The 26,447-nt window shown below is 41.9% G+C and carries 28 protein-coding genes; 17 read left to right on the top strand and 11 right to left on the bottom strand.

Annotated features, from left to right (window positions below):
* The first annotated feature begins 64 nt into the window (after positions 1-64).
* From ACYUCY_RS08895 to lnt, 6 genes are all read left to right on the top strand, one after another.
* Complete coding sequence (locus ACYUCY_RS08895; protein WP_460226115.1) at positions 65-625, top strand: DUF1415 domain-containing protein; 561 nt, start codon at positions 65-67, stop codon at positions 623-625.
* A gap of 227 nt (positions 626-852) precedes the next feature.
* Positions 853-1,221: a hypothetical protein gene (locus tag ACYUCY_RS08890; RefSeq protein ID WP_460226114.1), complete on the top strand. Its 369-nt coding sequence runs from the start codon at positions 853-855 to the stop codon at positions 1,219-1,221.
* Between the two features lie 591 nt (positions 1,222-1,812).
* The gene (locus tag ACYUCY_RS08885) at positions 1,813-2,514 is read left to right on the top strand and encodes a hypothetical protein (RefSeq protein WP_460226113.1); all 702 of its coding nucleotides are present in this window, start codon (positions 1,813-1,815) and stop codon (positions 2,512-2,514) included.
* Positions 2,515-2,848: 334 nt separating this feature from the next.
* Complete coding sequence (locus ACYUCY_RS08880; RefSeq protein ID WP_460226112.1) at positions 2,849-3,607, top strand: FKBP-type peptidyl-prolyl cis-trans isomerase; 759 nt, start codon at positions 2,849-2,851, stop codon at positions 3,605-3,607.
* 121 nt (positions 3,608-3,728) lie between these two features.
* Positions 3,729-4,391, top strand: coding sequence for a lipase secretion chaperone (locus ACYUCY_RS08875; protein ID WP_460226111.1), 663 nt, complete (start codon positions 3,729-3,731; stop codon positions 4,389-4,391).
* Between the two features lie 25 nt (positions 4,392-4,416).
* On the top strand, positions 4,417-6,060 hold the full coding sequence (gene lnt, locus ACYUCY_RS08870) for an apolipoprotein N-acyltransferase (protein WP_460226110.1): 1,644 nt from the start codon (positions 4,417-4,419) through the stop codon (positions 6,058-6,060).
* 56 nt (positions 6,061-6,116) lie between these two features.
* Here the strand turns inward: lnt and ACYUCY_RS08865 are convergent, their stop codons facing one another.
* A complete protein-coding gene (locus ACYUCY_RS08865) occupies positions 6,117-7,187 on the bottom strand; it encodes a lipase secretion chaperone (protein WP_460226109.1) in 1,071 nt (356 codons plus the stop codon).
* 40 nt (positions 7,188-7,227) lie between these two features.
* Positions 7,228-8,319, bottom strand: a complete 1,092-nt coding sequence (locus ACYUCY_RS08860; RefSeq protein WP_460226108.1) for an AraC family transcriptional regulator — start codon at positions 8,317-8,319, stop codon at positions 7,228-7,230.
* 754 nt (positions 8,320-9,073) lie between these two features.
* On the opposite strand from ACYUCY_RS08860, the gene ACYUCY_RS08855 reads away from it, so the two are divergent.
* Positions 9,074-9,610 carry a GNAT family N-acetyltransferase gene (locus tag ACYUCY_RS08855; RefSeq protein WP_460226107.1) on the top strand — a complete coding sequence of 179 codons (537 nt, stop codon included), beginning with the start codon at positions 9,074-9,076 and terminating at the stop codon, positions 9,608-9,610.
* A 53-nt stretch (positions 9,611-9,663) separates the two neighbouring features.
* Here ACYUCY_RS08855 and katG read toward each other — a convergent pair whose 3' ends face one another.
* The 3 genes from katG to ACYUCY_RS08840 all read right to left on the bottom strand — a co-directional run bounded on the left by katG (position 9,664) and on the right by ACYUCY_RS08840 (position 13,286).
* Positions 9,664-11,880: a catalase/peroxidase HPI gene (gene katG, locus ACYUCY_RS08850; RefSeq protein WP_460226106.1), complete on the bottom strand. Its 2,217-nt coding sequence runs from the start codon at positions 11,878-11,880 to the stop codon at positions 9,664-9,666.
* 553 nt (positions 11,881-12,433) lie between these two features.
* Complete coding sequence (locus ACYUCY_RS08845) at positions 12,434-13,099, bottom strand: hypothetical protein (RefSeq protein ID WP_460226105.1); 666 nt, start codon at positions 13,097-13,099, stop codon at positions 12,434-12,436.
* 34 nt (positions 13,100-13,133) lie between these two features.
* Positions 13,134-13,286: a hypothetical protein gene (locus ACYUCY_RS08840; protein ID WP_460226104.1), complete on the bottom strand. Its 153-nt coding sequence runs from the start codon at positions 13,284-13,286 to the stop codon at positions 13,134-13,136.
* Between the two features lie 590 nt (positions 13,287-13,876).
* Between ACYUCY_RS08840 and ACYUCY_RS08835 the strand changes: the two genes are divergently transcribed.
* The 4 genes from ACYUCY_RS08835 (at position 13,877) to ACYUCY_RS08820 (ending at position 16,433) form a co-directional block, all read left to right on the top strand.
* Positions 13,877-14,647 carry a putative signal transducing protein gene (locus ACYUCY_RS08835; RefSeq protein ID WP_460226103.1) on the top strand — a complete coding sequence of 257 codons (771 nt, stop codon included), beginning with the start codon at positions 13,877-13,879 and terminating at the stop codon, positions 14,645-14,647.
* Positions 14,648-14,688: 41 nt separating this feature from the next.
* Positions 14,689-15,060, top strand: a complete 372-nt coding sequence (locus ACYUCY_RS08830; RefSeq protein WP_460226102.1) for a VOC family protein — start codon at positions 14,689-14,691, stop codon at positions 15,058-15,060.
* 14 nt (positions 15,061-15,074) lie between these two features.
* Entirely contained in the window at positions 15,075-15,449 is a 375-nt protein-coding gene (locus ACYUCY_RS08825) for a YkgJ family cysteine cluster protein (protein WP_460226101.1), read from the top strand.
* Between the two features lie 327 nt (positions 15,450-15,776).
* Positions 15,777-16,433: a Crp/Fnr family transcriptional regulator gene (locus ACYUCY_RS08820; protein WP_460226100.1), complete on the top strand. Its 657-nt coding sequence runs from the start codon at positions 15,777-15,779 to the stop codon at positions 16,431-16,433.
* Here the strand turns inward: ACYUCY_RS08820 and ACYUCY_RS08815 are convergent.
* Complete coding sequence (locus ACYUCY_RS08815; RefSeq protein ID WP_460226099.1) at positions 16,399-17,010, bottom strand: LuxR C-terminal-related transcriptional regulator; 612 nt, start codon at positions 17,008-17,010, stop codon at positions 16,399-16,401. The two genes, ACYUCY_RS08820 and ACYUCY_RS08815, sit on opposite strands and share 35 nt — an antisense overlap.
* A gap of 413 nt (positions 17,011-17,423) precedes the next feature.
* On the opposite strand from ACYUCY_RS08815, the gene ACYUCY_RS08810 reads away from it, so the two are divergent.
* From ACYUCY_RS08810 to ACYUCY_RS08800, 3 genes are all read left to right on the top strand, one after another.
* Positions 17,424-18,044, top strand: coding sequence for a Crp/Fnr family transcriptional regulator (locus ACYUCY_RS08810; protein ID WP_460226098.1), 621 nt, complete (start codon positions 17,424-17,426; stop codon positions 18,042-18,044).
* A 405-nt stretch (positions 18,045-18,449) separates the two neighbouring features.
* The gene (locus ACYUCY_RS08805; protein WP_460226097.1) at positions 18,450-19,115 is read left to right on the top strand and encodes a hypothetical protein; all 666 of its coding nucleotides are present in this window, start codon (positions 18,450-18,452) and stop codon (positions 19,113-19,115) included.
* 90 nt (positions 19,116-19,205) lie between these two features.
* A complete protein-coding gene (locus ACYUCY_RS08800) occupies positions 19,206-20,240 on the top strand; it encodes a VOC family protein (RefSeq protein WP_460226096.1) in 1,035 nt (344 codons plus the stop codon).
* A gap of 99 nt (positions 20,241-20,339) precedes the next feature.
* Here ACYUCY_RS08800 and ACYUCY_RS08795 read toward each other — a convergent pair whose 3' ends face one another.
* Positions 20,340-21,182, bottom strand: coding sequence for a VOC family protein (locus ACYUCY_RS08795; RefSeq protein WP_460226095.1), 843 nt, complete (start codon positions 21,180-21,182; stop codon positions 20,340-20,342).
* Positions 21,183-21,348: 166 nt separating this feature from the next.
* On the opposite strand from ACYUCY_RS08795, the gene ACYUCY_RS08790 reads away from it, so the two are divergent.
* Together ACYUCY_RS08790 and ACYUCY_RS08785 are read left to right on the top strand one after the other, a co-directional pair.
* Positions 21,349-21,873 carry a TIGR00645 family protein gene (locus ACYUCY_RS08790; RefSeq protein WP_460226094.1) on the top strand — a complete coding sequence of 175 codons (525 nt, stop codon included), beginning with the start codon at positions 21,349-21,351 and terminating at the stop codon, positions 21,871-21,873.
* 67 nt (positions 21,874-21,940) lie between these two features.
* A complete protein-coding gene (locus tag ACYUCY_RS08785) occupies positions 21,941-23,152 on the top strand; it encodes a serine hydrolase domain-containing protein (protein WP_460226093.1) in 1,212 nt (403 codons plus the stop codon).
* On the opposite strand, the gene ACYUCY_RS08780 is transcribed toward ACYUCY_RS08785, so the two are convergent.
* The 3 genes from ACYUCY_RS08780 to ACYUCY_RS08770 all read right to left on the bottom strand — a co-directional run bounded on the left by ACYUCY_RS08780 (position 23,149) and on the right by ACYUCY_RS08770 (position 25,078).
* A complete protein-coding gene (locus tag ACYUCY_RS08780) occupies positions 23,149-23,901 on the bottom strand; it encodes an SIR2 family NAD-dependent protein deacylase (RefSeq protein WP_460226092.1) in 753 nt (250 codons plus the stop codon). The two genes, ACYUCY_RS08785 and ACYUCY_RS08780, sit on opposite strands and share 4 nt — an antisense overlap.
* Positions 23,902-23,932: 31 nt before the next feature.
* Positions 23,933-24,685: an START domain-containing protein gene (locus ACYUCY_RS08775; RefSeq protein WP_460226232.1), complete on the bottom strand. Its 753-nt coding sequence runs from the start codon at positions 24,683-24,685 to the stop codon at positions 23,933-23,935.
* Positions 24,686-24,871: 186 nt separating this feature from the next.
* On the bottom strand, positions 24,872-25,078 hold the full coding sequence (locus tag ACYUCY_RS08770; protein WP_460226091.1) for a hypothetical protein: 207 nt from the start codon (positions 25,076-25,078) through the stop codon (positions 24,872-24,874).
* Between the two features lie 237 nt (positions 25,079-25,315).
* Between ACYUCY_RS08770 and ACYUCY_RS08765 the strand changes: the two genes are divergently transcribed.
* Entirely contained in the window at positions 25,316-25,633 is a 318-nt protein-coding gene (locus ACYUCY_RS08765) for a BolA family protein (RefSeq protein WP_460226090.1), read from the top strand.
* 150 nt (positions 25,634-25,783) lie between these two features.
* Here ACYUCY_RS08765 and ACYUCY_RS08760 read toward each other — a convergent pair whose 3' ends face one another.
* A complete protein-coding gene (locus ACYUCY_RS08760) occupies positions 25,784-26,311 on the bottom strand; it encodes a hypothetical protein (RefSeq protein ID WP_460226089.1) in 528 nt (175 codons plus the stop codon).
* Positions 26,312-26,447: the final 136 nt, after the last annotated feature.

The following is a 26,447-nucleotide window of genomic DNA, read 5'->3' as shown; positions in this document are numbered from 1 at the left end:
ACCATAACGACCTCGCGCTTGCTGATCTCGCCGAAGAATTTTAAGAACTATTAAAAGAGAGCAAATGGATAGAGATAGGGTAATAAAGATTACGCGGAATTGGGTTGAGACCTTTGTGGTTGGCTTCAATCTTTGTCCTTTTGCGAAGAAAGAACTGGTGACCGGAGCTTTGCATTTTTCCGTTTCCGAGGCCACAACTGAAGAGGATTTGCTTGCGGATTTACAAGCCGGACTGAAATTGCTAGTAGAAGATAAAAATAAAACGACTACTTTACTTATTCATCCAAATGTTCTCCAAGATTTCTACGACTACAATCAATTCCTTGATGTTGCAGATGCTTTATTGGTTGATATGAAGTTGGAAGGTGTTTACCAAATCGCGAGTTTTCATCCCAACTATCAATTTTCTGATACGCAAATTGATGACGCGGAGAATTACACCAATAAAAGTCCTTATCCTATGTTGCATTTGTTACCAGAGAGCCTGGTTGAAAAAGCAATTGAGGCTTATCCGAATATTGATGGGATTCCTGAGAGAAATGCCGAGTTGTTAGCGTCGATGGGGAGTAAGGCATTACACTTTAAGAGGAGTGAATGCTTAGATAAAGATATGCCGCCAAATTGAGGAGAAGATATTCAAAAAATGAAATTGGTAGTGCGGCTAGATCTGACCGAGCTAGGTATTAAACTGTTAAGTGAAATATGAATAGATACATTATTCAGTTTTTCGCACTACTCCTTACTAGGGTGTGGGGCTTGGTGAGCCGAGACAATTAGGAATTCCCATTCTTTGTAATTGAAGTGGAAAGTAATTAACTGCTGTTTATATATCAAATTTATTGAGGGAAAACATTGACTAAAGATCCGTACAAACCCCCACAAGAAAAAACTATTGAAGATGTGAGAGAAGCACAAAAAACTCCCCTATCTCAAGCTTCAGGAAAGAAAAAACTACTGATAGGTTCAGCGTTTTCAATTCTGTGTGGTTTGCTGGCGTACTTTGGAGTGATCTCAGGTATCACCAAAATGTTATCTATCCTTTTAGCCGCCTATGCACTTGTTGGCTTGGTCGAAGTTTTAGCGGGAGAATCACTCGTCGCTTCGGCTAAAAAATGGGATGATCTCGCTTCATGGAAAAAATTCATTATTAGTTTAGTGGTAATACTTTTTGCGCTAGGAATATTTATCGGCGCTATGCCCTTGGTCGCCACGTTTATCTAATCAAACCGATCTTTATGACAACTAGCGTCTGGTTCTGCATCGCAACGCTATCGTTGACGCTAAATCCTTCCTTACTAAAAAATAATCCCTACTGTTTATCTGATTTAAAAAAATTGTTGTCAAAAACTTCCATAGAAATTGACATTATTGACCAGTCAATCAAGCAAACACTTGCGCTGGTGAGTCGATACTAATCGGTTACGAAAAATCCATAGTTTTTGCGCGGTAATTCGAATGCTTATACCCTCAAGTTTTTAAACGCGCCAAAAAGGCTTTGGTGTTAAATAACGAATTAAAAAACATATCGAGCCGTTGAATTAGAAAGGCATAAAATTCATCTACTTTCACCAGAAACTCGAAATGAAACTGCAGAACTTACCAATTTTGCTGAAATTGCGAAAGTGCTGTCATATTGTTTTTTAAAAGGTTTGCCTAGAATGGTTTCACGGTGAGCCAATTAACACTACATAACACAGTCTTGCCGTAATCAATAAAAAAGCTAGATAACTCAGCGCCATCATCACTGGATGTGTATTTTCCTTGTGGTTGTGTCTGGGTATTGACTCACATTGCTTAAAAAAGGGTAAAAATATGAAATTTAAAAATCTACTTATAGTTGGTACGGCGGTCTTGGCCAGCTGTTTGCTGTCAGCAACAGCCATGGCCCGCCCTGGCGGCGGTGGCGGATCTTGCAGCGTTACCGAAGTATCTCCATTTGGATCGTCTACGACTTTTTTTGTGCCAAGTGGTGGTAGTGGTACTTATGCGATCTTAGGATGGGGTAACGGTACTGGTGGTACAGTTGGCTCTTACGACGGTATGTTGGAAGCTGCGGCAGAACAATGCGTTTTGGTAGCCGCTGCAGAAACTTCTTCATCAGGTAATGGCCGCGACGTTCGTGACGCTATCAATGAAGCGAAGAGCCGTTATGCTAGCATCGTTGGCTCAAACCCAATCGTTTGTACTTCGGGTCACTCTCAAGGCGGTGGCGGTTCTTTTAATGCTGCTAATCTTGTAGATGCTGATTGTGTTATCGCTGTTCAGCCTGATACGGTTTTCACCACGCGTATTGATCGCCCTGTTTCTAGGAGCACTGACGTGGTTTGTATTTTCACTTCAGGTGACACTTTAGCGCCAGCATTTCCTTCGAACGGTGCAAACTGTCGTCGTAACTCTCCAGGAACTTACATTCAAGAATCAGGCTCAGGCACTCACTTTGCGCCGAATTCTGGTACTGGTGGCGACCCCGGTCGTTTCCAAAGAGAATATATCAACCTTTGGATGGTTGATTAATTTCTCTTAGTTTTTGATTTTTCTAAAAACCTCAACCTTTGGGTTGGGGTTTTTTTATTGGCTCTTACTTGGTGGTGAGTGATAGATTTCAATCTTCAAAAATACTCGGTGGTACGCTACTATCGATCTTCACATGCGTATACTTAGGATGCGCTGAAACTTGTAGGGAGATGTTCTAGCAGAATAGGTCAGCTAAACTATAAGCCCGTAAAAATTCTTGCGAGTTTTTATTAGTAACAATACATGTAAATCATTCCTACCTGATCGAACTTAACAACAACTTTAATTAAAAATATATCAGCCTTATTTCGGTGATAAGGTCGGAGAAAGCCAGATGAAAAAATATAATAATATAGTTCTGATATTAGCGGCGAGTACGGTGTTTACCGTAGCGTGCAGTGAAAAAACTCAACCTCAAAGTTCAACAGCAGAAGAAGCGGAAACTGTCGTTGCAGCGCAACAGCTAGACCTTGTTACTTTGGATGAGCGATTTAGCTATGCATACGGCGTAGACTTGGCTGACAAATTTAAAAGAGAGGGCATTGATTTAAATGTCGCACTTATGATGTCCGGAATGAAAGATGTGTTTAGCGGTGGCGAAGTAAAAATGTCCGCTGAAGAAGTGGCTAGTACAACACGAAACTATGAAAAGTTGCATTACGAAAAGAAAGAGGCCGAGCGACTTGTCATAGCTGAAAAAAATAAAAAGGAAGGAGAGGCTTTCTTAGAGGCGAATGCCGAACGTGAAGGAGTGACCGTTACTGAGAGTGGACTGCAGTACAAAATAATCACTGAGGGCAGTGGTGACTACAAGCCCGCAGAATTAGACGAAGTGACGGTGCACTATGTAGGAACCTTTATTGATGGAACTGAATTTGATAGTTCTTACACGCGAAACAAGCCTCATATTACTATCGTTAAACAACTTATCGAGGGTTGGGTTGAGGCTCTTCAGTTGATGACAGTAGGCGCAAAGTGGGAATTAACGATTCCTGCCGAATTGGCTTATGGTGAGGAGGGATCGGGAAACTATGTCGGCCCTAACGCGGTATTGATTTTTGAGGTAGAGCTACTCGATATTAAAAAAGAATAGCGATATTTTTACGATTTTTTTTGGTTTTCATTTAAGCCTGGAACAAAGTGTCATCTAGTGACCAGCGGGACATGAGCACTTAGTAATTGAGCACTTAGTAATATAGGAACACATTTTAAATATGCGATTAAACTGGGTACTGCCACTAGGCTGGCAACGAGGCCTGTTGTTGAGTCTTATTGTGATGCTTGCCATCCACTTTATTTGGCAAAAAAATATCGTCATTCAATCCGGCGCCATAGAGATAAGTCCATCGATTCTCGAGCTATCAAAGTGGTCTGCTAGTTTCGAAAGCCTGAATTACGCGGAAATCGAGTCTGCTTTCGCTGACCTGCGCTTTGAAAGTGATCTCCTTGTTGTGGATGCTGATACCGAATCGCAATTTAGTACTGCACTTGAGCAGCTTCCCGAGGGTTTTGAAAATACACATTTAGATCGAGTTATATTTTTGGCAGAACAACAGTTTGACGATGTCCAAGTTTCACAAATAATCTCGCTGTTAACAAAAATTTCAGAATATAAAAAACAAGAAGTGATGTGGTGGAATGAAAACTCCCTAGCTAATGCGGCGGGCGATGGGGTTGAAAATCTAGGCTTGTTGTTTGAGCTTCAGGATCGAGTGCTCGGCAAAGAGCTGGCGAAAAAATTATTTCTTGAGCAACGTCGTTTAATGCGCCACATGACTGCCACCGTAGCGATACAAAAAGATGAAAGCCTAAGTGAGAAGCAAAAACAGGCAGCGTTAGAAGATTTGGCGCATAATCTCGAACAATCAGCGCAATAAGCTAGAAAAGCAAAATAAAACATCTATGCGTTTTCAAACAATTCATAAACATCAGCCATTTTTTGCCCTTTTAGCTGCGGCTTCTTCAGGCGCATTGTTGGCTTTGTCGTCTTTGTTTCCGCAGCTGTTTGTACTAGCTTGGGTAGCGTTTGTGCCGCTGCTGTTGGCCTTGCGGCATACTCACTCCTTGGCTCAGGCCTATCGTTTGGGTTTGTGTACGGGCATTGTGCTTTACGTTCTATCCACCTATTGGATGGTGGATTTTATTCAGCTTCTCAATAATTACTCGTTAGCGCTCAGTGTAAGTCTCGCCGCAGTGTATTGGCTTTATTGCGCTCAAATGATTGCCTTGATTACCGTGTTAAACCAATACTGCCGAAGAAGTAATTCTGGATTATGGGTTTTCGCTATTATCGTTAGTGGTGTTTTCGCGTTTTATCCCACCTTGTTTTCAGTCCAGGTAGGTGAAACGCAAAGTGAGTTTCTCATCGCCCTACAAGGCATTGAATTTACCGGCGTACATGGGCTAGATTTTATCGTTGCTCTGGTCAATGGTTTGATTGCGCAAGCGATACTTAGCAAAAACTATTTCGCAAAACGCAGTGTAGGAATTGCCTATACCTTAGTGTTTTTGTGGTTTGGCTACGGCGCCTGGAGTTTGCCCTATTGGCATTCAGTACAAAAAAATGCATCGACCTTAAAGGTTGGTATGGTGCAAGCGAATCAACCACCCAGTACAAAACCCTCCGCTCCCCACCCTGGATTTAGCCGAACCTATCCTTTGGAAATGGCGATGGCTGAGCAGCTAATAGAGCACCAAGTCGATTTACTCGTTTGGCCGGAAATGCGTACGCGGGATTATTATGATCGAGAATTTGTGCGAGAGGCTTACCGAAAAAGGGTCAACGCTTGGCAAACCCCGCTTATATTTCAAGATCGAGAATTTCAACGAGACGCCGATGGAAGTCAGCAATTCAATACTGCGACGCTACTGAATGAGAATGGAGAGCTGGCGGGGCAGTATCGGAAAATGCAGCTTATTCCAGTGGCAGAATATTTGCCCTGGGTGGGCGGCTTCAGTTCACAAACGAACAAAGAACTTAAACGGTGGTTGCGCAGAGAGTTTGGGAGCTTCTTTACAGATTTTACGGCTGGCTCAAAACCGGAATATTTTGATACCAACGAGGCGGTGATAATTCCGTTAATTTGTTACGAAGTCATGTTTCCAAACTTTGTCGCGAAGTCAGTGGCCAACGCTTCCACCAATCAAAACAAAAAAGGTCGGCTACTGTTGGCGCAATCGAACAACAGTTGGTTTGGCGATACTCGGCAACCCTACCAACATTTAGCAGCATCGGTGTTACGCAGTGTAGAGAACCGTTTGCCATTTGTTCACGCCGTTAATAACGGCCCGGGAGCCGTTGTGTTACCCAGTGGTGAAAAACTCTTTCAAAGCGCTTACAGAGAAACGTCAGCCTATGTTGTGGATGTGCCTTTGATAGCGAGGCCAACCTCTGAGAACGCTTCATGGCTTGCTTCTATTTTTAAAAATGAGAGCGGCAATACTTTTTATAGTCGCCACCCGAATTTATTTTTAATTTTTATCACCGTGGCTTTTGGTTTTGTGTTAATAAGAACTTGGTTTGCCAAGCCGAACGAATCGATTTGAGGTAATAGGAAAAACACAAATACATTTTAGAAAAATTGAAAGACGTGGAATAAAATCTAGTCCGTTTCTTGCGGTCTACTATTTCGCGCTCGATTAACTTCCTCGCCGCTAAAGTGTCTAGCTAATAACAATTCAATTTGCTGTTGCTGATCCGCGTCGCTTAAACCCGCTTGGGCTATTTGCTGGCGTTCTTGCCAATAACGGTCAAGGCGTTGTTGCCATTGATCTTGTTCTTTATCTGCACTTGCTAAGGATTGGGCTCGTTCTACACCAACTAGCTCTACCCTAGCGTTGTATATGTCAGAATCGCTCGCTCCTTGTTCGCGAAGTAGCGATACTCTTTCTGCTACGGCGAATTCTGGATCGATTAGATTGCGAGACACCAACTGTTCGTTCAAGTGTAGTTTAAGCTCTCGTTGTTTTTGTTGTTTTTCTTCGTCACTCAAATCTGGATTGCTTAATAAGTTCATAGACGCGAACATGTGGCGGGATCGTATCTCTTGTTCGGCATAGAGTTTATCGGCAACTTCTGGCCCTAAATAGGATCGTCTGAGTTCCACGAGTCGCTCATAGTTTTCAGCCTCTTCGTCGCTGGAGGAGGCCTTAGACTGGGCTAATAATTCTTCTTCAGCCAATCGGTAATCGTAGAATTGCGCAAGAATTTCAGCGGTTTGTTCTCCAGCCGGGCCCGGCAAACCAATTTCAATGAGTTCTTGTAATTGGCTGATGGCGTAAAAATTCATATCTGGCCCTAGCTTGGTGAAGGCTTTTTCTAAAGCTAGTTTTGCTTCAGTATCGATGAGAACATTGCCGTTTTCGTCGAGCCGAACTTGTTGCAACATGTCGTAAATTTGCACGACGTCGTAAGGAACTTCTTCCCTGCTTGAAGTTTTATTCTGATTGTCCGTTGTTTCTTGCGGCGTGGGTTTTTCAGCACCATTAGACTTCGCATCAGAAAAGTTTTCCCATCGCCATTGGTGAGCAACCGTATTTTTGTCGGTTATTGCGGCATTTGGCACAGGAATGGGCACCGAAGGTGAGCCTGGATTAAAAAAATTCCAGTAAGCGGCGATACCAATAATCATTAGTACGGCTACGATCGATAAAAAAATATTCTTCTGCGACATAGATGGATTCTTATTTTAATTGACGAATAGTTATTTGTGATTAGCCTGCTTCTCTTTGCTTATTAAAATTAGCATTCAATCCTATGTGTGGGGTCTCGGAACGAAAATAGCTGACGGAGTTACCACTCCAATTTTTAATGGCGCGCCTTAAACTTGAGGCGCTCGAAAACCCCATGATACTAGCGATTTTTTCGACACTTAATTTAGACTCTTGAAGATGAAGGCTGACTATTTCCATGCGCACGTCATGCATGATGTTGCGAAAGCTGGTTCCTTCTGACGCTAGTTTTCGCGTCAAGGCTCGAGGTGATAAGCCAAGTATTTCGGCGACCTTTTCTAAGCTAGCATGTTGATTGAATAGCGTGCTGACGTGCCAACGCACTTTCGCTTTGTACGTGGTCTCAATATTAGTTTGTTTAAATTCTTCCTCACATTGCGCCAGAATTCGGTCGTAAGCGTGTTTTCGAAACATGCGCCAGGGCGTTGTGACAAAAGTAAAGTGCGACGCGATATAAGATTGCTCGCAATTAAATTTAACAGAAGTGCAGGGTAGCTGCCGATAAAGTTCGCCATGAGCGGGCTCTGGATACTGAAGACCGACATGCACATCGGTATTTTCAACTGATTTGTTACCACACATATCTAATAAGCGCAGTGTTACCGCCAAACGATATTCACATTCGAACAGTTGTAGCTCTGGGTGCTTGTTATCAGCTACAAAATAGCGAATGGGCCCAATAATCATACCCTGATCATCAACGTAGTATTTTGGCTTGGTTAAATACATCGCGTAATAGGGTTGCGCAATCATTAAGTAACGCACAAAGGCTTCACCAGCGTCGCGTAAACTGGGACTACAATTGACGATAGCGCCAATCGGGCCGTTATAGCTCCATTCCATAAATTGGCCGACCAATAAGCCGATGCCAGGTTTGTTGCATAAACGAATTCCGTTACCAATTAATGCGTGTTGTTGCGCATAAGAAATTTTCACGCCTTTACTGCCGAGCATATTTTCGTTGATGCCAGTATTTTTTAACAGTTCTGGTAAGTCAGCACCAAAATGAGTGAAGGCTTCTATGAAACCTAAGGGGTGAAGATGTAAAGGAATTACTTTTGAATTTATATCCATGTGCCACCTCGTTCTAGTTATCGGCGACGCAGCCGATTAAACGGCGCTTTATCAACCGGATCGTTGAAGCACCATTAGAGAGTTATAAATGGATTGAAATTTGTGGCAGGGATCAGGTTACAAATCTTTTTAGTAGCTTGGACAAAAAAATAGCCGCTAGCTCGATAAAATGTGTAACCTCATCCCCCATAAATTCAGTTTATTATTTTATTTACACTAAAATGTTTTTTTGTAAACTATCGATTTCAACTAAAAGAATATTTACTATTTATTAATTTTTAGTTTGTTAAGAGTGAACGTTAGGGGCGGCTCAAACTTAACAGTATCGATAATTGTTAGGTACCAAGACTGTGCAATTATAAAAGAATTTGTTAAGGAATGTGAAGCTTTTGTAAGCATTCGTGGCGGCTTTATTCTTCTTTTTGTGATTTGAGTAAACCGACGTCAAATAATACTTGGCGAGCCTAAGTCTTTGTTATTCTGAAGTAATTTTTACTGATTCAGCTAATGGAAGACATCATGGCACTAGTTTTGCGGTAAATTATTTGTGACTGATGGGCCAACCCAACCTCGATTGACGAAACTATGGATCGCCGGGTGGAATAGTTGACTCGACATTCATTTTTGCGGTCCTAATAAGCCATGTTCTCAGGCTCTAAGTCTTGAAAATTAGCTAAAACCTACGGGACGAATCGTTGAAAAATTTAGTTTTTATTGGTCAGCATTTCTATAGGTCTAGCTGGGGCCTTACACTTTGTTTTTGTTGAAGACCCAGAGATTGCTATTACGAGAAATTACATATTGTGATTCTAGTTTTATGCTCGAGTTAATGAATGAGCCTGCTTGGAAGAAATTTATCGGAGATCATGACATCGATTCTACCGACAAGGTTTTGGAGTATATTGAAAATAAAATAATTTCGATGTATCGCAAGTTCGGTTTCGGCCTTTGGATGGTGGAATATTCTGACAGCAATGTGCCTATTGGAATATGTGGTTTGATTAAACGCGACTCGTTGGAAAATATTGATTTAGGCTTCGGTTTTTTATCAAATTATTGGAGCCGAGGTTTCGCTTACGAAGCCTCACTGGTGTGTATGGATTACGCTTTTAAAGACCATGGCGTAGATAAATTGCTCGCTATAACCAGCTCTTCGAACCTGCGATCAATTCGGACTTTAGAGAAACTCAGTTTTAGCTTCAACTCAGATTATTCACACCCTGGTTCAAAAGACATTCTTTCGCTGTATCAATGTGAAAAAAGTATATGGGCCAGAAATAGATCGCGCTAACTTAGCTAAAAGAAACGTTAGCGAAATATCTCTGGCCCGATAACCCCAATACATTACTGAATGTCGAAGCGATCCGCATTCATGACTTTATTCCAGGCGGTGACAAAGTCATTTACGAAACGTTTTTTGGAATCGGTTTGCGCGTACACCTCGGCTATCGCTCGTAGCTGTGAGTTAGAACCAAATATTAAGTCGACGCGGGTAGCGGTCCATTTTACTTTTCCGGTATTGCGATCTCTTCCTTCGAATATATCTTCTTCACCCTCGCTAGGCTTCCACTCAGTATTCATGTCGAGTAGGTTAACGAAAAAGTCGTTGGTGAGCTTGCCGGGGCGTTTGGTAAACACTCCGTGTTTTACGCCGTCATAGTTAATATTTACTGCTCGCAAGCCGCCGATTAAAACCGTCATTTCCGGCGCTGTAAGTGTTAGTAGTTGTGCTTTGTCTACCAACATTTCTTCATCCGATACGGTGAACTTAGTTCGGCGATAATTACGAAAGCCATCTGCGGCAGGTTCTAATGGTTCGAAGGACTCAATATCCGTTTGTTCTTGTGTTGCGTCTGTGCGACCTGGCGTAAACGGAACTTTTATCGCGTGTCCTGCGTCGTTTGCTGCTTTTTCGATAGCCGCGCAACCGCCCAAGACAATTAAATCGGCGAGTGAAACCTGCTTGTTACCGGTATTAAAATCTTGTTGAATGATTGCAAGTTTTTTCAGTACTTTCGCTAATTGCTTGGGCTGATTTACTTGCCAATCTTTTTGTGGCGCCAAACGAATTCGAGCACCGTTTGCTCCACCGCGCATGTCCGAACCGCGAAAAATCGAAGCAGAGGCCCATGCGGTTGCAACGAGTTCAGATACTTTTAATTTGGCTTCTAAAATCTTAGTTTTTAATTCAGTAAAATCCTTTTTACTAGGTAGCTTATGATCAGCAGACGGCAATGGATCTTGCCAAATGAGTTCTTCTGCGGGGACTTCTGGGCCGAGGTAGCGAGCGACGGGGCCCATGTCGCGATGTGTCAATTTGTACCATGCGCGCGCAAAAGCATCGGCAAACTCTTGTGGGTTTTCATGGAAATGTTTAGAAATTTTTCGGTATTCAGGATCTTCTCGCATTGCCATATCCGCAGTAGACATCATTAGCGTTTCGCGTTTTGAGGCATCCTCAGCATTGGGCGCTGTATCTTTTTCTGCAAGATTTTTTGCTCGCCATTGGTGTGCACCAGCAGGGCTTTTGCTGAGCTCCCAATCATAGCCAAATAAAACATCGAAATAACTCATGTCCCACTGGGTAGGCGTTGGTGTCCATGCGCCTTCGAGGCCGCTGGTGATTGTGTCTGCACCCTTACCACTGCCATATTTGTTCATCCAGCCGAAACCCATTTCTTCGATAGGTGCTGCTTCCGGATCCGGCCCGACATTAGCAGCATCACCTGCTCCGTGAGCTTTACCGAAGGTGTGACCACCCGCTGTCAGTGCAACTGTTTCGTAATCGTTCATTGCCATTCTTGCGAAGGTTTCACGAATATCCCGAGCCGAAGCCAATGGATCGGGATTGCCGTCTGGTCCCTCTGGATTCACATAAATCAAACCCATTTGTACGGCAGCCAAGGGATTTTCTAAATCACGATCTCCGGAGTATCGGCTATTGCTTTTGTCGCTGGTAGCTAACCACTCATCTTCAGCGCCCCAGTAAATATCTTCTTCAGGTTCCCAGATGTCCGCTCGCCCTCCAGCAAATCCGAAGGTTTTGAAGCCCATGGTTTCGAGCGCAACATTGCCCGTTAAAATCATCAAATCTGCCCAGGATATTTTGTTGCCGTATTTTTGTTTGATCGGCCAAAGCAATCGTCGAGCTTTATCTAGGTTGCCGTTATCTGGCCAACTGTTGAGGGGAGCAAAACGTTGTGCGCCTGCTCCTGCGCCACCTCGGCCATCTCCCATCCGGTAGGTACCTGCGCTGTGCCAAGCCATGCGGATAAAGAATGGGCCGTAGTGACCATAATCCGCTGGCCACCAATCTTGAGAGTCCGTCATTAGCGCGGCGAGATCTTTTTTAAGTGCTTTATAATCGAGTTTTTTGAATTCTTTTGCGTAGTCGAAATCCTCTCCCATGGGATTCATTTCGGCTGAATTTTGGTGAAGGATTTTGAGGTTCAATTGATTCGGCCACCAATCTTGGTTGCTAGTGCCGATGCCTCCTGCCTTGGTGCGTGATCCGTGCATGACCGGGCATTTACCTGAGGTATTGTTATCACTCGTGTTCATAGCATTCTTCTCCATAATTTAGGTTATTGGATCGCGATATGCGTTCTGGCGGCTACTCTACACAGTCTCTAGACATAGGTTAAATAGATAATAAAGGGTCACCGTTATAGTTAAAACTAATCGAGAGACTTTGTGTGCTGATTTGCAGGCTAGTGAATCCCCCCGCGGATGCATGGATGCAGAGGAGGTAGCGAATTTAGGAGGATATATTTATTTGTCGAGCAATACGATGTTTAGTTTTTCGTTTTTTACAGGTATTTAATTCCCGTGATTTGGGCGCCAATATTATCTTTAAGATTTTTTATTTATGGCTTTCAAAGTCTTGGACTACATGTTGTTTTGATAAAAATTTCTTTGCTTAGCTATGTCGATTTTTTTAACTGCGTGGTTATGGTTTCCACTTTGGAATGGTTTACCTAGTCTCGATGCTTGTCCTGCAAATTGTTATTCGTAGGTACTATTCAATTTTTCATAAAGACAACTGTTGAAGAGAATAGAGTGATTTATCTTTCGACAAAACAATCCATTCTCTTCGACGGTTTTGATTTAGTTGTTACTGAGTTAGATCATTAGCGCTAAATGCCGCTGTTATACTTGCATCACCGGCTTGTCCGCCTCCGGCAAAAGTATCGCAAACCATATTCAATACGATAGGTGTATCTGTGGTTGCCGGTAGGTTTCCGGTTATTGCCATGGTCTGATATTGATTAGACGCAACGCTACTGATGGCGAATCGCGTAGTATCGATGGTCGTGCCACCGGGATTAATCGAGCATCTCGCCACGCAAGCGGCAGTTGATGTGCACTTAAACCAAGCGGTGGCATTAACGATTAATAGTCCGTCTGCTGGTGGCAATATGGTTAGCGTGCGAACCACCGTATCAGTTGCGCTGAGAGTGGAGGAATTGTTGGCACTGCTTGCACCAACTCCGTTTGAGCTGGTGAGTGTATCAATCGCATCGGCGTTCATCTGCGACATTGATTGATTATTGCTTATTTCGGTGGTGTTATTGCTGATGCGAGTTTCGTGGTCGGTAATACGAGAATTGTTATCATCGACTGCGCTTTTTACAGCAGTAAAATTAGCGTTTACTTCATCCGCCACCGCAGCTTGGCCAGCGACAAAAGTATTGGGCACAGTTAATTCACTCGCGAGTAAAGGTTGCCCGCACAATAATAAAATACCCGTCGTTACTATTTTTAATTGATTGTTTAACATTGTTATTCACCTTTTAAGTTGTATAGCTCTGGAGTTAGTTCCAGCGTCCTTCATCCCAATTCATATCATTCCAATCGCGTTTAATTTCTGGTGGTGGTACTCCGTCAGAGCCACCTCCACCGCCGCCTCCACACGCGCTTAGGCCAGCACATATAAGCATTAGCGCCAGTATTCGTCGTATCCTCATGTCACGCCTCCAAATGTAGTTTTCTTATTCCGTACTAATTAACTGATCCATTACTCCACTAAGCGCGAACTGTCGCCTAATCCCCTCATTTACATGAAAAGATTTTTATTGGTGCCGCGCGGAAGTGTTTTTGTGATTGATAAAAGGCTTGCTGAGGAGACCCGATCTAAGAATAATCGGCGCAAATCAGCCTTGAGAGATAGATTGAAGGCGTCGAATCTAGAAATTGGCGGTCTTGATCACAATGGATAATTCAGTGCTAAGAGCGTTGAGTTGTTGTGGAAGCGCATTTATACGCTTTATCTTACTCTTAATATCGATTAAGCCGTGATGACAGGGTTCTCTAAGGTTATCAACGAATGAGTTGAGCTTACTTATGAATTATTTCTCTGTGTGCAATTGTGGAAAATGGCGTATTAAATTGCTTGTCCTAAAATTAACAATGGATCTAATCCCTCGTGTCTGTGACTGCGGTTTCTGCCAATCTCATCCTTCCGCGATGATTAGCGACACTGAAATGACCGTCAATTTATCTGGTCGTGATCTCAACTAAATACCTCCTTTCTTTTCATGTGTTGGATGATGAATTTATGAAACTACTTTACGAAGCCGCAAACGCAGTAGAAGCCCATATGATCTTAAACCTATTGGAGCAGTCGGGTTTGCGAGGGAGGATAGATGGGGAGTACTTGCAAGGTGGTGTCGGCGAACTTCAGGCTACGGGTTTTGTCAGGGTCATGATCGACGAAAATGACTACATAGAGGGACGATCTATTGTAGAAGCATGGGATACCAAGCAACCGGCTCAGGAGATCGATCAACCGACAAAACAAGGGAAACAAATTGGGACTGTGCTTACCAGTTTTTTATTTGGGATGCTGGTAATGGTTGTTTACTATCATACGCCGATAACGGAAGAGGGTATCGACTACGATGGCGATGGAAAACTTGACGAACAATGGACCTATGTTAATTACCGACCCAGTAAAGTAACCTTCGATCGTAATCGCGATGGAGAAATAGACGAGGTAATTAATTTCGACCGACAAGGCTTGATAGAGTCTGGTCTCTTAGATCAAGATTTTAATGGCACCTTCGATTCGGAAATATATTACGACTATGGCAATATCATTTGGAAAAAATCCGACACGAATGGGGATGGTTTCAAAAATTATCGAGAGGATTACACTTTCGGTATTCGTAGTAAAGGTAGTTTTTCTGACCCAAAAACTAAAAAACTCGTAAAGGTCCAAGAATTTGATTCATTCCTTCTCGTGCGAACAGAGGTGGATACCACCGGAGATGGTGTGTTGGATACGATTTATGAATATAACGATATCGAGGAGATTGCCCCACGATAAGAGCGGATTTATAAAAATAAAACATTAGCGGGAGAATTTGTATGGAGCTCGGAAATTTTTCAGTAAGTTTAGCCGTAAAAAACCTTCAAATATCGAAATCATTTTATGAAGCACTAGGTTTTAGTGTCTTTGGGGGTGATGAAGACCAGAATTGGCTGATCATGAAGAATGGTGATTCTGTCGTGGGTTTGTTTCAGGGAATGTTCGATAATAACATGCTAACTTTTAACCCGGGCTGGGATCAGAACTGTAAAAACCTCGATAGTTTTGACGACGTTCGTGACATTCAAAAACATATTAAAGCTCAGGGATTAAAGCCTTCTACAGAGGTTGACGAGAATAGCCAGGGGCCAGGGAGTTTAATGATCAGCGATCCTGACGGCAATATGATATTGATCGATCAGCATGTATAGGAAACCCTGAGATCTTGAAAAATTGTAATCAGTGTGGGAAGTGCTGTATTAACTACAGTAACGGTGGTTTGTCAGCAACCGCCGAAGAAGTGGAGTTTTGGGAAATATTTCGCCCACATGTTTATCGATATGTTAAGGAAGGAAAAATTTGGATGGATCCTACTACGGGAGTTCAGTTAACGCGCTGCCCTTGGTTGGTAAAAAGTGATGATAATAAATATATCTGCGAAATTTATTTCGATCGTCCTGATGACTGTAAGCAATATCCCGTTTTAATTTCTCAGATGATTCAAGATGAATGCGAAATGCTTGAAGAAAAAGATATTAAAGACTCCAAGCGTGCTCAAAAAACTCTAGATAAAATAATGATTGATAGCCGCAGCCCGTAAAGCTGACTGACAGTGAAGTTTTATTCTCAAAATAGTTCTACTCGATAAAACTTTACAGTTTAGTGATCGCATGAAAACGGATACAAGGATATTGTAGCGCTCCGATTAAAACGACTTAGTCCTCTTAACAGCCAACTACTATTTTTTACTTTCTCTAAAAACAAATACACAGGCATTTGACAATTGTGTGCCAGTTACTGTTTTTGCCTTATGGAACGTGATAGCTGTAATTCAAGATGAATTGCAAACGTACGTTGTGTTTACGTCTGTTGAATAGCGCGCAGGCTCTCTCCATTATGTCGATAATATTAGGGAAGTATAAAAACTGTGAATGTTGATCAAATTGCTTGTTTTGAGAACCTAAGAAAGTTGTTTTCTGATCGTGATGAGAAGTTAAAAGTCTCAGAAGACTCTTTATTGGTACTGTGTAACTACGCCGAGCGGATATGTGTTGATAAAAATCAATCGTTACAGAAAGAGGGAGAGCATTCTCGGTGGCTATATTTTATTTTTGAAGGAATAGTTCGAGAGCATTTGGTGAGGGCTGATGGAAAAGATATTACTTCGGACTTTCAAATAGCCCCATCGGGGGCTGGTAGTTTTCACTCTTTTTGTAGTAATGCCCCGTGCGATTATTCAATTACAAGCGCAACAAAAGTAGTCGCATATCGTATCGAATGTAAAATATTTAACGAATTAATTGGAACCTATGCTGATCTTTGTCGTTGGTATGCGGAGATTATTCGAGACAACTATATCCAGTTACGAGAGCACGTATTAAGAATGAATTGTACGTCAAGCGAAGATCGTTTACGTGAAATCATGAGGCGCTGCCCGAGTCTGATAAAGAATGTGTCTTCTTCGCATGTGGCAAGTTATTTGAATATGACACCTGTGCATTTCTCGCGAGCGAAAAATAATATACTAAATGAAATGAATTATGAACCGATCATGAAACATTGCGATAACCGTAGCTTTTCTTAGAGATGGCGTACAAGGCTTCTGTTCGGCTTTTAACGCCTAGGGTCCGATAAATATTATTTAAATGAGTTTTGATCGTAGATTCCGCGCAATTCAATGCGCAGCTCACTTCTTTGTTTGTCATGCCCTTGGATATTAATTGCAGAATACTTTGTTGCCGCTTGGTCAATAGACTAGGGGATTTATTCCCCTTTACTAGTCGCATTTCCCTTTCTTCTATTGCCTGTTGATGGCAATCATTAATAACCTGCCAAATTTCTTCACTGTTAGTCGACTTGTTGAGTACGGTAACTGCGCCGACACTTGCGGCATTTTGTCTTAGTTGAGTATCGTTGGTGTCACAGATTGCGATAATAGCGGGGTAGCGAGTTTTTCCCAGCAATGGACGAATTGCGTCGAAATGCAGGTCGATAAAATAGGCATTAAGGAAAATAATTTCAGGTACTTGGTATTTTAAGCTACCAAGTAACTGATCGAGAGAATCTACTTTTTTTACGTTGCTTTGATTATATTTTTCTCGAATGATTCTTTGTAAGCCTTCACTAAATAAGGTCTGACGATCGGCGATTAAAATGTTCATAGTTTGCTATTGCGGGAGCTCTTAATGATGCGGGGCGCTCTATTGCTATACGGGTTAATGTCGGGGCGGGGAAGATAGCAGAGGCGTTAAAATTCAATAATAACAATTGTTAAGCAATTGATTGGAATTGCGAACTGTGAGACTCACTTAGCTTATTCAGAGGTTAAGTAAAGTTAACCGTATTGGGGTTTATACCTCGGCTTTTAAGGGATTAAAAATGTGATTTAAGTCTAGTAATAAATACGTAGATCTAAAGTTGCAGATTTCCCACCGAGGACGCGTTCGTCGCGTTCGATCTTGATCTTTACCTCAGATGTAATCGCTTGTTTATTATCCACGCCTGGGGATTTGGTCAGTCATTGCCTGACTAATCAATTTGTCGATCTCGGGGTGTTCAAAGGAGAAGCAGTAAGGTGATGGGCAATTCAAACGTTCAGCTGAACGATTTTTTTGATATTTTGTGTGATGATTTAAAATTGCTGGGTACCGATTTTTGGCAACAGGTGGCGAGCGTGGCTAGCCATAGCCGAGTTTATAAGTACAACAAATTGCAAACCGAGAATTCGCCAATTGAATATTTCTATATTTTAGAGTCTGGCGTTGCAAGAGAGCATTGTTTGTTTAGTGATGGGCGGGATATCAATTCCGCTTTTTATCATGGCCCAGCGTTGATCGGATGTGTGAATAGTTATCGCGAAGATTCGAATGCTAAGACCTCGATTTCCATGATTACTTCAGGCACTTGCTTTAGGGTCGAAAGCGAACGATTTCTCCAGCTTGTGTTAGCGCTTCCCGACGGCGAAAAACATCTATATCGTCTGCTGCAAAAATCCTATAAACGAGTCCAAGATCGATTGCGACTATTGTTGTACAAAAATGCAGAAGAACGTCTTCAGGAGTTCGTTGGCGGCCAAGAAAGCACTTTACTTCAAATACCTGATTACCATATCGCCTCCTATTTAGGTATCACGCCTGTTACGATGCACCGGGCAAAAACAAAAATTAAAAAACTCAATGCATGGAATTCCATTTAAGGAATTCCAGTTCATTTTCAGAGTGATCCTCTCTTTTCATTTAACTTAGTGTGCACTGAACCTTTCTGAAGTTGGTTTGGTCTGAAGCTTTTGTTCCGTTTGTTCTGAAATTCTATCAAGGCTTACGTGGCTAATATTCCCTTGTTTCGGCGTTTGAGTTCGCGAATTTATTATTCACACAGTAGGAGGGGGCAAGGATACAAAGCATAAGTTTGCTTTTGGTGGCAAGAGAGCGCTGATTGTAATCGTTACTTTACCGTTTTCAATACTGGTACTCACAACGGATCCTTCTTGAACTACCAAATTGGGTGGGTGTGACTGATAATCGATAATTCGCTTAGTGTTCCATTTAAATATTAATTTAAAATTTCTTTAGCATTGTTTGATTTTGTTCGGTCAGTCGATATGCTACAGATTTATGTGCAGCACGCTGAGCACTTTCAGAATGATTATGCCTTACTCGCGAAGAAAATTATGTTGATTAAAGAGCTGTTAAGCGGCTTGGCAATCGTGTTGACTTTGGTCGCTTATATTCCCTATATACTTTCAATTCAAAAAGGTAAAAGTAAGCCTCATGTGTTTTCTTGGGTTATTTGGGGGTTAACGACCTTGCTTGTCAGTTTTGCTCAGTTCGCCGATGGTGGCGGTTTAGGGGCTTGGCCGATAACTGTTTCGGGAATGGTGGCTTTTTATGTCGCTGTGTTGGCTTACGTGAAAAAGGCAGATACTTCACGGACTGTCATCGATTGGTTGTTTCTGTCTGTAGCATTAATCTCGTTACCTCTGTGGTATTTAGCACAAAGCCCTTTGATTGCGGTTCTGATACTTACATTTGTAGATACACTGGGTTTTGGTCCTACGTTTCGAAAATCCTATAGCTTACCTTATTCAGAAAGTTTACTATTCTTCGTTATAATGGCCGTCCGCAATGCAATTGCGATTCTTGCCTTAGAAAATATTTCGATAACGACGGTACTGTTTCCGGCAATGACGGTGTTTATGTGCAGCTTGTTGATTCTTATGGTGAAGGTGAGGCGTTGGCAACTAAGTAAGTCCACTTTGGGAGATTAAGGTAATTCATTTTTTGGTGAGTATCTGAATGAAACGACGTCCAATAAAAAATAACAAACTAATTGCTTAACAACACAAAGAGAAGAGACTATGAATTTTATTTCCCCCAAACTGATGGCGGCGACTATTGCAATTCTAGTCGTTGGTTTGTTGTCGTTTCAGCTCAGCGCCCAAGAAGTTCAACAACGACCTTCGAAATACAAGTTCCATAGTTTCGGTTTGAAGGTCAGTGATGTTGAAGCTTCACTTAGTTTTTACCAATCTCTATTTGATGCTCCTGTTTTATATCGTGAGGGCACTACGGTGTATCTCGGGCTAGGAGATACTGGGGAATTTGCGTCTCTTTCGCCCCTGGAGCGTGGCGAAGCTCCTGCAATCACTTATATCGGCATCGTCGTAAATGATTTTGATATACGTAGTATGGAGGAACGATTAACTGCGAGCGGGTTGAAGGAATCAATGGACTCTGCGGATATGCGCATTGGGTTAAAAGCGGCGATGACTTATTGGCACGTCGACGCAGACGAGCAAGAAGCAATTACATTGTCGGATTACGAGGGTGTGCAATTTCAATTGCTCTCTGAAAACTATTGTGTGGATCACAGTAAGATGCCTGGCGATTGCAAGTTAGAAAATAAAAGCAATAAAAATGCGCCAATGTCTCTGCTAGGTATTAATCATTTCACGACCTTTGTTGCAAACTTCGAGCGAGCGAATGCTTTTTATCGAAGCCTTTTGGGAATTGAAAATCATATGTTCCAAGGAAATTTTCCTACCCTTGGTGTAGGCGATGGCTACCAATTTCTTATGTTCGTTGGCGGAGCGCAGCAAGGTGCGCCTGCCGCAGCAGCGAATATTCATCATGTCAGTTTGGCGGTTGAAAATTTTGATGTTGAGAAAATACAATCGATATTAAATAGTAAGGGTTTAAAATTTGTAGGCAGTGGCAATGGTGTCGTACCACCATTATCTCACTATGTGAGTTTACGAATGCCGGAACGCGGTGGTGCCGAAGGTGGGACGCCAGAATTATATTTTACCGATCCTGATGGCTTGAGAATTCAATTGCAAGACGCGAGTTATTGTGGGGGAGGCGGTTACTTAGGAAACGAGTGCAAGAACTAACATGTTCAAAATATCTTATTGAACTTGCGCGATTGAATAGGTTCTGCTGCAGCCATTTTTAATGGCGAGATATTTTTTACCCTAATACGGTTCTTATCACTATTCCCAAATGCCTTCTGGAATTGGTTTGGCCTCTACGAATTCCACCAATATGCCGTCGGTAGCGCGTGCAAAAAAACTTCTTAGGCCGTGAAGTTCGCTAATCTTTATTGGTTCAACAATTTCAAATTCTAGCTCACTTATTCTTTTGAAAGCCGCCTCAATTTCACGATAAGAAAATGCGATGTGCGCTATTCCACTATCATCTGTGTTTTCAATAACATCACCTTGTTCCTCTGGTCGATATCGATCATCGCTGCTTGGGTAAACGATAATTTGTACATTGTCGATAGTGATGATATTGCCAACCCGAAGGCTCCGGTTTGCACTCTCAGGTAAATTGAGAGCTTTCATTAACCAATCCGTAGTCTTGTTTGTATCCGTCGCGAGAATATGAACGTGATTGAAACGATGGTGTTTGCCTCCGGTATAGATTTCGATAATTTCTCTATTGACACCGTACATGTACATATAATGATTGTTGCCGAGTTCGGTTAAGGGTTTATAAAAATTGACACCTTGATTTTTCCACCATTCAAATTCATTTGGTCCGTCAATACCACCCCAGCCGATGTGCCATATTGAGGTTTTAAGATTACTTTTTGGCATCGTGTTAACTTGGTTCATTAAGATAAAAGAGCGTTCGGTAAAAAGTCCAGGGGTCTTGTCGTTAAAGTTTATCGGTATTGCACCAAACACTTTTTGATAAAATTCTTGAGTGGCTGCGCGATCTTGGACATTTAAACGAACGTGATGAAAGTGTGCAGTTTCCGCTGAATAAGCCGAAGTCACAAAGAAAAAGGCTGTGAATAGTAAGCAATATTTGAGGAAATTTGTTTTCATCGTTAGCCTCTTAATCAGTTTGGTGGAAGCGGAAAAGGTAGCACTAAGAGAGTGAGGGATCAATCTGATGTGTTGCTAAACCTTTCGTTGTGCTTGGATATTCCGCTACAATGGCGCTCATTTATCATTTATTCAGATTATCTATATTTTCCTATAGGAGCAGTTGATGCCAAACCCCGTTGAAAAAACCTTAGAAGCAGCAATTTTTAATAGCCGATGGTTGTTGGCGCCTTTTTATCTCGGGCTCATTATCAGTATCGTCCTACTTCTAGTTAAGTTTGTTCAAGACTTGAACCATCTCATTTTGCATATTTTCGATTTAAAAGAGGCCGAGGTGGTTATACATATTTTGACCTTGGTGGATCTCTCATTGGTGGGTAGTCTACTGTTAATGATAATTTTTAGTGGTTATGAGATTTTCGTTTCTAAAATTGATGTCACCGGTCATGAAGATAAACCAGATTGGATGGGTAAAGTTGATTTTAGTGGTCTGAAATTGAAGGTTATTGGCGCAATTGTCGCGATTTCTGCCATCGAACTTTTGAAAACATTTGTGAATATTCCTAATGAACCAACTGATGGCCAGATTACTGTTTTGATGTGGAAGGTTATCATTCATATGGCTTTTGTCGTGTCCGGTGTGTTGTTTGCCGTTATGGATAAGGTTGCTTCGAGCACGACGAGTCACTAATTATAAATCCAGAAACGTTCTATTAATTTATCATTAAAAAATTAGAAAAATATACGGTAGTAATTTTATGTCATTCGATGAGAAATTTGATCTTCCTTTCGCAGAACCCGAAGCTGTTGGTATTTCCAGTGAACGTCTATTGCGTATTGCACCCGTTATGCAGTCCTATGTTGATAATGGGCTTATTCCCGGGGCGGTAACGATGGTAGCCCGGCACGGTAAAGTCGTTCATTTCGATAGCCTTGGTTATTTAGACCCCGATGCGAAAAATCCAATGGAAAAAGATAGCTTGTTTCGAATTGCATCGATGACAAAACCGATAGTATCACTAGCTTTGATGATGTTATACGAAGAAGGTAAGTTTCAACTCAATGACCCACTAGCTAAATTTTTGCCAGACTTTAGTGCAATGCAAGTTAATGTTGATGACGGTCAGGGCGGCAGGAAAAAAGTTTCTGCTAAACGCCAAATAAATATACGTCATGTATTAACCCATACCGCAGGTTTTCCTTATGAATTGGGCGATAAAGAGTGTAAGGAGTATATCGATATAGCGCGACCACTTGATCGTTCTGGTGTGCTAGGTGATTTCGTCGCGCGATTGGCAAAAGTACCTTTGAATAACGAGCCTGGTAAGGTGTGGGAGTATTCTCGCGCGACGTGCATTGTCGGCCATTTAATCGAGGTTATTTCTGGTCAGAATCTAAAAGACTTTTTGCAAGCACGGATATTTGATCCTCTAGGTATGACTGACAGCCATTTTTTCTTGCCTATGGAAAAACAATCTCGATTTGCGGCGAGTTATAAACCCGATGAGAACAAGAAAATTACAGTAGAAGATACCAATACTGAAAAAAGTTTTTTCTTAAATCAAAGTAGTGAGTTTTATATCGGTTCAGGTGGTTTGGTTTCAACTGCTGCGGATTATTTTAAATTTGCGGAATTGTTGAGACAGGGCGGCCAGCTTGGATCGACTCGATTGATAAGCAGAACGACACTCGCATTAATGCTACAAAATCATACTGGTAATAAAAACATTACATTAATGGGGCCAGGCTATGGTTTTGGTTTAGGTTTTTCCGTGCTGGTTGATCCTGCAGCGGCGCACACGATTGTTGGTAAAGGTACTTATTCTTGGGGCGGAATGTATTGCACTCATTGGTGGAATGACCCTGTTGAACAATTATTCGGAATGGTGCTCACGCAAGTCCGGCCTTTTGATCATATTAGCATTCGCGCCGATATGCAGGTATTGGCATCGCAAGCGATCATCGATTAAAGTTCTAGCAACGCTAAAGTTTCGCTTAGCGTTGCACCAATCTCCTCGTTTAACACGAGAGTAGCGATTTCATCTAGCGGGGTTGGATCACGGTTGATAATAATGAGCTTCGCTGCGTTTCTTAACGCTAGTTGCGGAAACCCGGCAGCGGGATAAACCGAAAGCGAAGAGCCAATGGCGACAAACAAATCGCACGCTAGAGTCGCTTTTTCAGCTTGACGCATTTCTTCTACAGGCATTGCCTGGCCAAAAGAAATTGTCGCAGTTTTAATGATTCCTTTACACGAAACGCAGGTTGGCAACTGTTCTTTATCTGTAAAATTTCTAAAAATATCCGCCAATTCATAACGAATCCCGCAATCGAGACATTTTGCGTAGCTACTATTTCCGTGCAATTCTATGATAGAACTTTCTGGGATCCCGGAATCTTGATGTAAGTTATCAATATTCTGGGTGATTACTTTTGATATTTTTCCGGCTTTATAAAGCGCCGTTAAGGCTAGATGGCCATCGTTTGGTTTGGCATTCGAAATAACTTTATCTGTTGCTATTTTTCGTCGCCAAGATTCGCGGCGCAGTTCTTCGGAAGAAATAAAATCAGCAAAGTCAATTGGCTGGTACTTGTCCCATACACCGCCAGGACTCCTAAAGTCCGGAATGCCTGATTCCGTGCTAATTCCCGCCCCTGTAAATACAAGTGTATTCTTACTTGTATTAATGAGCTGGACGAAATTTTTAATTGGACTCAACTTGGTCATTACCGAGGTAGAAAATTAATTTTTATGATTTGTTTTTTTCAACTAGGTTAAGGTAGCGATTTTCAATGACAATGTTTTTATTTTGATATTTTTCTTTTTCGATCATTTTTTTTAGGTTTTTAAGTGTGTGTATCGGGAAGTCTGCAATTTGACTTCTGATCAACCAGTTAGGTAGTCGGCCACCGGGATCGATGTGTTGTCGCCAAGTTATTTTTATTTTCTGAGCATTCAGTTGTTGGAGTTGATAATTTCCACTTGACTCCCTGACGCGAACATATTTTCCGCGATCTATTTTGTTGCAGGCTTCAATATTTTTGTCGTTGCAATAATCGGCTTCCGAATCCATCTGTATGGTGATTAGTTTGGCATGATCAAGGTACTCAAGAGTCGCACGCAGTATGATATCTCTGTCTCGTACAAAGGGCAGTTTGTTAATTTGGTAGACATATTGTTCTTTGGGACTAATCACTTCGATAGGGAACGATTCACCACATTGATGAACCCACTCTGGGCAGGATTCTATGTCAAGTAATAGCGAAACGATGCTCGCCATGGAGGACTCAACTGTAATTACCCCTTTGAATTCGGGAATGCTTGAGTTGGGGTAGTCTCGCAAATATAAGCTAACGCCATCTTTCTCTCGTTTTAATTCCCATTCATTATCTTGAGCGTTCGCAGCGAAAGAGGAAAGCAAAACTAATGAGGTACCTAGAATTAGCTTAGCGTTTTTGACTAGCTTCGAGCTTTTAGAAAATAAATATTTGGAAACGATCATAGGCACTCAGGGAATACCTCTTATTTTATTTATATTGCTATTTTTTAAATGGATTATGGCGTGGGAAAATGTTGGGGTTTTAAACAAAAATACAGAGTAGAGGTTTTTGGCCAGCGTTTTAACCAGCCCATGAATTGTGTAAATTAGATCAACTAGTCAGCCAAAGAAATTTTTAATCGATTGTAATTAGTCGATAGTACGTGGTCCATCTCGTGCGTCTGAATTGTCAGTTACCGCATAATAATCATCAACCAAGGTTTTGCCATCGCCTCGACGTTCAGAAGCCTTTCGTCTTTTTCGATGATAGAGATCGATAGGCATCTTTTGGCAAGGGTCAGGATCGGTGCGACGATCGCCGTTTCGACGGTCTACAAATACACTGGGCTTTTTCATTAACTTACCTATTATTAATTTTGGCCGTAATCAAGTTCTTCGCTATTTTTGCCACCCAGTTTTCAGACTGAGCAGTTTCAAAAACTGATCTCGGTACTTTATGCCAAGTATTTTAGTTAACAAATCCATTAAAATCACTATTCCTAAGAAGAATTGTGGCTTCTCACTCGTTTCTCGGATTATTACTTTATAATTTGCTTTTTTAACGTCGGTATCAATAAAACCCTAGAGGGCAATATGGTCATACAGCAAGAAATAGAATCCATCTTGAGTAACGCCCTGAGTCCAGAGTATCTATCAATAGAGAATGAAAGCGATAAACACAACGTACCACCTGGGTCGGAGTCGCATTTTAAGATTGCTTTAGTCTCTGAAGCGTTTGAAAGCTTGCGTCAGGTACAGCGCCATCAGATGATCTATAAACTACTAGAGAACCAGCTTGCTGGAGGCGTTCATGCGCTAGCTCTCCACACATACTCTCCTCAAGAGTGGCAAGACTCTCCTCAATTTGTCCCTGCGTCACCAGATTGTCAGGGCGGAAGTCAAAAAAGCTAAATATTGTTTAAAAAAAAGCCCTTGATGAGGTCATCAAGGGCCTGTTTTATAGTCGCCCAGCTTACAAAAAGCGCTGTGGCGTGATCATACGAATAATTTCCAGTCAGCTTGAGTATTCCCAATCGGCAATCCTCACGATAAAGCCAGCTATCAGTTGGTTACAAATTGACCTTTGATCATCATCATAGTCTTGTGGTCATCAACTAATTTGAACAGCTGATCAAACTTACTCGCCACAACTTCATTATCAGATCCACCTTCCGCAGAAACATAAGTAGCGCCTTGGATTAGCGAAGCAAGCTCTTTAGAGACTGCGTCCATTGACTCGAATACTTCTCCAGTCGTTTTGCTGTCTTTGAAGATGCGGCCATGGTCTGTCAGCTGCATGTACTTGTCGCACTCTTGGAGCCACTCTTTGCGCTGTTCTACGAAAGACTGGATATTCTTCATTCGGTTCTTGTGCTTGATGTTTAGACGCTTGTTGCGGTAATTCTGAAGGCTAGGGATGTCACCTTCCATGAAAGACGCCTTAGTGTCTTCACAGAATTTCCAAGTTAGGTAACCAGGAAACTCAATGTTGTGCGTGGCAGATGCTCGGTTTTTCAAACAAGCTTCGTCGCAGCCTAGAGCGGGGAGTGCGACTCCAAATAAAACTAAAAGGCCGATTAACTTTTTCATTGTCATGTCCTATAAAACTGAATGGGTATTAAAAGTAATTCGCATATGTGACGTGATGTATATCACAGGTGAAAAACAAGTCAACGCTAATACTTTAGTCTTAACAAAATATTCTTAAACGGTCGTTTTTATACCA

Source organism: Aurantivibrio infirmus, from assembly GCF_054767315.1.
Note: the sequence above shows the minus strand (reverse complement) of the source record. Positions and strands in the feature narration are given on the sequence as shown.